The sequence below is a fragment of the Ruegeria sp. AF8 genome, assembly GCF_056541825.1.
Genome location: NZ_JBQFYW010000011.1, coordinates 142,456 through 150,254, shown reverse-complemented (window position 1 = coordinate 150,254; position 7,799 = coordinate 142,456). Strand labels below are relative to the sequence as shown.

The 7,799-nt window shown below is 56.3% G+C and carries 6 protein-coding genes and 1 tRNA gene; 2 read left to right on the top strand and 5 right to left on the bottom strand.

Features of this window, described 5'->3' with window-relative positions; translation table 11 throughout:
* Positions 1-14 precede the first annotated feature (14 nt).
* Positions 15-91 (top strand) — tRNA-Met (locus ACR0AO_RS17165).
* 482 nt (positions 92-573) lie between these two features.
* Positions 574-1,392, top strand: a complete 819-nt coding sequence (locus ACR0AO_RS17160; RefSeq protein ID WP_480606012.1) for a class I SAM-dependent methyltransferase — start codon at positions 574-576, stop codon at positions 1,390-1,392.
* A gap of 140 nt (positions 1,393-1,532) precedes the next feature.
* Here the strand turns inward: ACR0AO_RS17160 and ACR0AO_RS17155 are convergent, their stop codons facing one another.
* From ACR0AO_RS17155 to ACR0AO_RS17135, 5 genes are all read right to left on the bottom strand, one after another.
* Positions 1,533-3,674, bottom strand: a complete 2,142-nt coding sequence (locus ACR0AO_RS17155) for a hypothetical protein (protein ID WP_480606010.1) — start codon at positions 3,672-3,674, stop codon at positions 1,533-1,535.
* The gene (locus ACR0AO_RS17150; protein ID WP_480606007.1) at positions 3,671-3,979 is read right to left on the bottom strand and encodes a hypothetical protein; all 309 of its coding nucleotides are present in this window, start codon (positions 3,977-3,979) and stop codon (positions 3,671-3,673) included. The genes ACR0AO_RS17155 and ACR0AO_RS17150 overlap by 4 nt, the downstream gene beginning before the upstream one ends.
* Positions 3,969-4,175, bottom strand: coding sequence for a helix-turn-helix transcriptional regulator (locus ACR0AO_RS17145; protein ID WP_480606004.1), 207 nt, complete (start codon positions 4,173-4,175; stop codon positions 3,969-3,971). Before ACR0AO_RS17145 ends, ACR0AO_RS17150 begins: the two co-directional genes overlap by 11 nt.
* A 147-nt stretch (positions 4,176-4,322) precedes the next feature.
* Complete coding sequence (locus ACR0AO_RS17140) at positions 4,323-5,099, bottom strand: hypothetical protein (protein ID WP_480606001.1); 777 nt, start codon at positions 5,097-5,099, stop codon at positions 4,323-4,325.
* A 541-nt stretch (positions 5,100-5,640) separates the two neighbouring features.
* Positions 5,641-7,635: a hypothetical protein gene (locus ACR0AO_RS17135; protein WP_480605998.1), complete on the bottom strand. Its 1,995-nt coding sequence runs from the start codon at positions 7,633-7,635 to the stop codon at positions 5,641-5,643.
* Positions 7,636-7,799 lie beyond the last annotated feature (164 nt).

Here is a 7,799-nt window from a genome sequence, read left to right as displayed (position 1 = left end):
CCAGCACTAAGTGTCGCGGGATGGAGCAGCCCGGTAGCTCGTCAGGCTCATAACCTGAAGGTCGCAGGTTCAAATCCTGCTCCCGCAACCAAACTTCTAGGTCGGATATCAAACACTTAGCGCCCCAAGGGGCGCTTTCTGCGTTTGTAGCTCTAACGCCCGGTGCTACATCGGTGCTACGCCATACGGCAAACTTCAGCACCGTGGAAGCACTCCGGAAGCATCGAATCTGAAAACCGTTTCCCACCCTAAATGAAAACCGTCTGACACTCACCGTCCGCACTGTCAGCACTGTCAGCCAGAAGGGATTGGGAGGTTCGCATGTCGTGGTGGTCCGCTCTGAGCCGAGGGTATGTGAAAACTCTGACCGTCCTGCGGAGTACACCGAAAACACCCTTTATGTGCGCTCTCTCGCGCTACTGGGAGAGCTTTTGCACAGGTGCTGAAAACGAGCGCGACGAGAGAGCTCATGGGCCGGAGTTTTCACACACCCTCAGCCCGTAGCTGACCCGATCATCTTGATCTATCATTCAAACAGTTTGAGGGATGCCCAGACACCAGATGGGGGAATGTATGCAGGATTTTAGCGAATTCGCTGCCCGCGAGCGCCTTGGCTGGGCCGACAAGAATATTGTCTCGGCTTATGTCGAGAAATTTGGACCGGTCACAGACTATGCGGCGAAGGGGTTGATTGACCGTGGGTCGCCAAACGGTAAGTCGGTTCTTGATTTATGCTGCGGACAAGGCGCACTGACTGCAATGCTGAGCGAAGCGGGTGCAAATGTCACCGGCCTAGACTTCTCAGAAGAGATGCTCGTCTTGGCAGCCAAGGCTGCACCAGATGCCATTCTACAGCAGGGTGACGCCGCATCGCTTCCTTTCGCAGATAATCAATTCGATCAGGTAGTCTGTAACTTTGGTATGATGCACCTTCCTGACCAGCCGAATGCGTTGGCCGAAATCAAAAGGGTGCTTCGCGCAGGCGGTCGTTTCCTAATGGCAACGTGGGCGACTCCAGATGTTTCGCCCGCATTCGGAATTGTGTTTGGTGCAATCAAGGCGAACGCTGATTTCTCAGATGCCCCTGCTCAGCCTGACCTTTTCACCTTCGCGCAGCCTGACGGGGCAAAGAAGATGATGGCCACATCTGGGATGCGCATGGTTTCCCACGAAAACATAACCACCCATTGGCGATTAAATGAGCCTGATGAGCTGTTCGAGATATTTCTCACTGCAACGGTCGCCGCGTCCCAACTCATTAAGGGTCAGAAGCCGCAAGTGATTGATGCTATACGAGCTCAAGTAACTGATGCAGTCCGAGACAAATTCCGTGAAGCAAACAATTTTAACGTTCCTGTAGCGATTGCCATCGTACAGGCTGAGGCCGAATAGCAGCCCTCAGACTGTTGATGTCTGCTTTGTCCGCATTGCGGACCAACACAATATGCAGAAATCTCCTAGGGAACTGTCTTAACGCAAAAGCGCCCGACCATTCAGGCCGGACGCTTCAGCGTCTTCCAAAGGGCTGCACCCTACCGACAACTCAATTCAATCACCCGCATGCCTGCTTTGCCTTCGCGGCTGAACGCGATGTTTACCCCCTGACGGCGCAATACAGGCTGCACCCTGCGCAGGGCCGCACCAAACCGGGCCTCTGACCGGGGAAAGCTGTGGCTGTCCTCTGTCAGCGCCGGAAAGCGGTCCCGCAAAGTTTGCTTCAACTCGGTTGCCGTCCCGTTCCAATGCTGCCGCCCCTCCATGAGAGAAAGGATGGCCAGTGCGACAGGGTTGGCCTCAACAGCGGCTTGGTCGCTGCGGGCACGGTTGGCCGCGTAGGAGTCCAGAAACGCGCCCTGAGTCCATCCAAGGGCATCTTCGGCAGCTACTACCCATTTAGCAAAATCGGCCATTCTGGGGGCCTCTGAGAGGCTCACAGAATCAATCCGTGCCAAGGCGCAGGATACGGCGTCCAACAGCGCGCCCAGAATGTAGGGTTTAGCCTTGGCAAAGTCGCGGTTGAATGCGCCCAAGGTTTTGCGCTTGGCCGGTGGGATCACCGGCAGGTGCACACCAATGGACCGATCCGCCAGATCAGGCCGCGCCGCCAGATCGGGAATCCCGTTCAGCAGGCAGGGCCGGGTGGCGTTGAACAACACCTCGTCGCTGTCGGTGTGCAGCTTGCGGGTGCCAAAACCGCCGCCCGTGGCAATCCGGCAGAAGGCGTCCGCCATCATCGGTCGGATGGTCGAGAGATTGTCAAAGCTCAGAACATGGTTGTGCATCGCGGCAATCACCAAATCCTGCTCGGAATTGGGGGTGCTGCGGGTGCTGGGCTGCGCCGGGTCGATCAGGTCGCGCAGGGTTTGCGCGGTGGTGCTTTTGGCGCTGCCCTGTTCGCCCGAGAGGATCAGAATGGGGTAGGGGCCTTTGGGGTGGAAACACCCCAGAACCCACGCCACCAGCATGCGGAAATCATCCTCGCTGTCCACGTTCAGGAAATCGCGCAACAGGTCGATGCCGTGTTCGTGCCGTTCCGGGACTGGCAGCGCCTGCATGGCCGGTGAACGCCGGAACCGTGCAGGCGGGTGGCTGACCACCTGCCAGCCTTCGGATGTGATCGCCACCGCCTGCCAGTCCGTGTCGCCAAGATCGAGATAGACCGTGCGCCCGATGGAGGCGATGCGGCTGGACACAGGGTAAGTCTCGCCTTCGAACCGCGCCACCCCTTCCAGCATCCGGCGCTTGTCATCGAGCGCGGCATTTGACGGCGCTTTGCCCTCGGCCTTGTAATGGGCATAGGCCAAATAGTTGCGGAAGGTCGGCGATCCGACAGGCCAGTGTTCGAAGTGACCTTTGGCCCGTATCGTTACATAGGGCTCACCCTGAGGGGTGTTCCAAAGTTCCAGCCCGTCCACCAGCGCCGCGTTCTCTTCGTTACATATAGGCGGGGTCTCATCCCTACGTATAGGTATCGTACACGGGTCGGGGGTCTCCCTACGATACGTAGGGGGATGCGGGTCGTTGGCGGCAGGTTCAACCCTATACGTCAGGTAGGCGGCGGTTGCATCCGGCAGATCACAGGCCACGCTATTAATCAGGGCGTCGATCTCGCCTTGGCCCCAGCCTGCTGCAATGGCGTCGGCCACGTCCCAACCCTTAGGTAAACGTTTAGGGATCAGGCCTGCCGGGTCATGCCTATTAACTAGAGCGTCGGTGATCGGCAGGACCAGCGGTGTTGCCCTATGTATCGTAATGAGGTCTGCGGCCAGCTTGGCGGCATAGGCCTGCCCCGGTTCATCGTGATCGGGCCAGATGATGACAGTGCGGCCCGCCAGCGGCGAGAGGTCGGTTTTTGCCAATGCCTTGCTGCCGCCAAAGCTGGTGGACGCCAGATAGCCAAGGTCGGTCAGCGCGTCGGCGCACTTCTCGCCTTCAGCCCAGATCACCGGCTGATCCGGGTCCGCCTGGGCGATCCGGTCCAGCTGATAGATCGGGCGCGACTGTGGCGCTTTCCACGCCGCCTTGGTCACGTCATAGGGCAGGAAGAACTTGCCCCTGCCGTTGCCCTCATAGCGGTTGGCAACCAGTGCGGGCGCACCTGCCGTATTGCGGTAGACATGCTGGGTGTCAGCCACACCGGCAGTCGGGTGGCGGAGGTCTGGCAGCGCGCTCATGCCTGCACCCCCAGACGCCGGGCCAGCGCACGCGCGGCCTGTCCCTGCTGCACCCCGTTGAGATAGGCAAAGAGGCTGATGGCATCGCCGCCCTTGTCATCTGTTGCGAAGTCGGCCCACAGGCCGCTATCGAGATTGATCCGAAACGACCCGCGCGAGCGATCCGCGCGGGTGGGGTTCAGCGCCACCCATTCGCGCCCGATGATCCGGCCATCGGGCAACCATTCTGCCAGAAGGCTGCGCAGGTTGATCCGGGCCAGTTCCGCGATGGCGGCAAATTCGATGGGCTTCCAGTTACCAGTCATTTGCCACCACCTCCTGAAGACGGGCAATCTCGAAGGCGTCAACGTCGCCTGCGCGATAGCGGACCAAGCGGCCAACTTTGACATAGGCCAGCGGATAGCGCTTGGTGCAGCGCCATGTGGCAAGGGTGGTTGTGGACACGCCGAGGCGTTCCGCGACCTCTTCGGGTTTGAGCAAGGTGTTTGCCTGTTTTGGCATTGTGATTTCCTCCATGAATTTTGATCGATGAAGGAACATCTAGGGGGCAATTGGGCAGCGCTAAACCGATGAAGCAGGGAGCAAAAAAACAGTGCGTACGTAGGAAACGGGGTCAGGTAATTGCCACAGAATACGGCAAGAATGTGGCTAAATCTCCCGCATCACCGTGACCACACGGGCGCGTGTCAGGTCGGGGTCAAGCTTTTGGCCGATCAGATGAATCGCATCCACGGCGCGGGCCTTGTTCTGCTTGGTGGCCGGATCATAGCGGCCCGCGTTGAACGGGCGCATGGCGTTGCGGTCCCAGCAGGGACGAAAAGCACGGGCCAAGGCAAAGACGGGTTTGCTTTCGGTCTGCTTTGACCTGCGCTGCCAGCGATCCAGATCGGCCTCATAGTAGCTGCTTGGGCTGTCATTCTCGCCCAGAGCAACCGTTTGCGCGGCGGCCTTTTGCAACAGGTCGAGAAACGACGCGATGTGGCCTACAGGGTCACCGGGACCAAACGCGCCTTCGATCAGGTTTGCAATTCCGGCGGCGCTTGGGTCAGCTGATCGGGCTTGCGTTTCCAGCGCGTCGGCCAGTTTCCCCGAGCAATTGGGCGAGGCCTGAACCCGCGCGAGTTCAACGGACACCGCGCCAAGCTTTTCCGACAAGGCGGACAGGCGGCGGTGCTCCATCACCCCCGGCTTGCGGCGGCGCATCCTGCGGCGTTCGCGGATATAGGCCCGAGTTGCGGCTTCTACCCCTTTGCGCAGGTCGTCAACATTGGCCTTGGGACCAACCAGCATCTCAAGTTCGAGCATGAATCGCGCATCATAGAGGCGGTGTAGCTCGATCAGGAAGCCGTGGCCCGCCGTCAGGCGCTGCCATGGCGGGATGAGTGCCGCTTTGGTGTCGGGGCGGGTGTCGTCAGCCTGTTCCATGCCATCGCTTGTTCAGCAAAACCGAGCCAAACGCCAGAGGCTGACAGGGCTGACAGTGCAGACGGTGGAATTTGGGAGATGGCGTCCCATTGCGGTCACTCGCGACATTGACCGGTGCAGCGGTGCGGCCCGCCAGTGGAGACATTCGCTGCGCCCGCGAAATCACGCGACATGCGAACTCACACTGGGCGGAGAGGGTGTGTGAAAACTCCGGCCCATGAGCTCTCTCGTCGCGCTCGTTTTCAGCACCTGTGCAAAAGCTACTCCAAGTAGCGCGAGAGAGCGCACATAAAGGGTGTTTTCGGTGTACTCCGCCGGACGGTCAGAGTTTTCACACACCCTCCGGACGAAGCTGCCATTCACTGTCATGGACGTTGCACAACTTATGGTTTCCAGAAGCCGACCGAGCTATGGATTCGATAGCAACTGACTCGGGGCATTATTGCGGAATTTGGATAGCTATCAGAAGGCCTGCCACAGAATTTCTTAGATGGCCGCTGATTGCGACCCAATCTCAACGAAAGTTGAGTTCATTGATGAGTTATTCAAGCCATTCCCCTTGGGGGCCAACGCTGTTAGAGGCAAGCGCCTCGAAATCAGTGTAACTACATCCATCTGACAACCGGCGCAGGCGATCTGCGAAATCCTGCGGGCTTCCTGCGCTCTTCACGGCTTTACCAAGGCCCAGCCCATACCAAATTTTTTCAGGGGATTCAAAGCTGTCTCTGAACCCGACAAGCGTCATTCTGACCACAAGATCAATTACTTCGCGCGTCCACCCATGAGCCTCGATTACTGCTGGGATGGTATGTAACGAGTAAAAATATTCGTGCTCCTCGTCCACCAGATCACCGTACTTCCTTACGAGGTCGACCGATTTTGCATCGAGCACTCCAAGTGCTCTTGCTGCTGTTGCGAATATCGCAGTCATGTCCCTTTCACCTTTAGACAGTGAGCTCGTTCGCCAAGCCAACTTGCCATTGGTACGTTCAGACAGTTTGATCGTTTCACTAATCAAGTCGCGAAGAGGCACCACGGCTTCAGGACAGTTGTCGCGAACATGATCAAAGAAAGCACCTTCATCAAGCGGCTCATCCTGAACTTCGAATGTAGCCTCAAACATGCGAACATTTTCGTCACTGGAGGGTAGCTCCGCGACAAATTCTGCAAGCTCCTTGATTGCGACGATACAGTCTTCCTGTGACAATGAACTAAGCTTAACAGTTAAGGTATTTCGTTCGGCCTCTATCGCGTGAATACGTTGATCGATTTCACGTAGAGTTTTGTTGTCGCCAGACGGTGGGTTGTGCCACCCATCAAAATCTTTGGGCACTAATACAATGCATTGCGGTCGTCTTTGGGGGGCACCGTCCAAAATGGCGATCCCTTCAGGGTACACAACATGAGCCGTTTTGTTTCCGGCAGGGGTGATCTTTCTAACAAAGTCATTGTAGATCAAATTGGATCTTGGGGGGTCTGGGAGCCGTTTGAGATTCAATCGCGGGGACATTTCGCCGGTGATCTCGACGCGAACTATGCTGTCATTGACCGCACACCAGAAAGCTGATTCATCCGGCTCCCAGACCAATAGCTTTTCAAGATTCCAAACTTCGTGAAACCAATAAGAAAATAACTTGTGCTGCGGGTTTATTCCCAATGCTGGTGGAAACTCCCTAAGCGCCTTTGTCGGACTTAGATTGTGCCTTTTGCAGTGATCTGAAACCGCATCCAACACTTTGCTTGTTACCTGTTGGTTTTCCTCCAAAGAATCCCGCGTATTGAGAAAACTTCTAAATTTGAAGTCGTCTGACGTTTTCCAAGCTACGAATAACCGGCGCAACAGGCGAAGGGGTGACGTTTGCCAAAGTTGGAGCCCAAAGCCATAGTATCTGATTTTTTCTCCTATGTGCAGAAAGCCAAGGGGGCCGGCCCTTACGTCTGTTCTGGGCAAGATACTCAACTCGGGGCGAAGCAAATAAGAACCTTTCGGACTAACAGAAAAAAAGCCGGGCCCATCCATTTCGAGTACATCTACACTTGTTGATCCTGTGTCGGGATCAAACAACCCTGTCCCCGTGGCAGAACTGTCTCCATGTATCGGGAATCGAATTGTTCCGTTGCAGACCTCGACAAATGGAGTTCCATAGATGTCCCGAAAATGATCGGAAGAGTTGACCACTCGACAATGTTCCAGAGATATCGCATGTAATCTTCTGAAGGTCTGACCCTCTGGCTGGTCACTAGTTTCCACTTCAAACGAAGTACGCACAAACACCTTGGTGCCGTCTTGGCTATTGACCGCCATTGCCCCGTAGGTTTTCTCCCCATCAGGCAACTCAAGCACCTTGATCAAGCTTTTGGAGGTCGCGTCAAAAATTTTGAATGATGATTTCCCATCATACGCCCAGACACGATTGCCGTTGCCCACATTTGCATGCGTTGTCTCGAAGCCAACCCAGAACAACCAGTCACTTCCATCGGCGTAGCCTGTGACGTGAAGGTACCTACCTAAGTTCCGAATATCGACTTTAAACATCTAATGTAGTTCCAAAAGTGGCTTGTAGGGAAATCAGCTTTAGCAAGAATACTTGTTGTGGCTGTGCATTTAAAGTCAACCGCTCACACGCTTCCGTTTTGGGCTCGAAGCTGCCATGCGACGATGCAGAAGAACCTTGGGATTTGACGCCATCTGAATGTCGG

Coding starts and splice junctions, on each gene's coding strand:
- ACR0AO_RS17160 (WP_480606012.1), top strand. CDS start 574: ATGCAGGATTTTAGCGAATTCGCTGCCCGCGAGCGCCTTGGCTGGGCC.
- ACR0AO_RS17155 (WP_480606010.1), bottom strand. CDS start 3,674: ATGAGCGCGCTGCCAGACCTCCGCCACCCGACTGCCGGTGTGGCTGAC.
- ACR0AO_RS17150 (WP_480606007.1), bottom strand. CDS start 3,979: ATGACTGGTAACTGGAAGCCCATCGAATTTGCCGCCATCGCGGAACTG.
- ACR0AO_RS17145 (WP_480606004.1), bottom strand. CDS start 4,175: ATGCCAAAACAGGCAAACACCTTGCTCAAACCCGAAGAGGTCGCGGAA.
- ACR0AO_RS17140 (WP_480606001.1), bottom strand. CDS start 5,099: ATGGAACAGGCTGACGACACCCGCCCCGACACCAAAGCGGCACTCATC.
- ACR0AO_RS17135 (WP_480605998.1), bottom strand. CDS start 7,635: ATGTTTAAAGTCGATATTCGGAACTTAGGTAGGTACCTTCACGTCACA.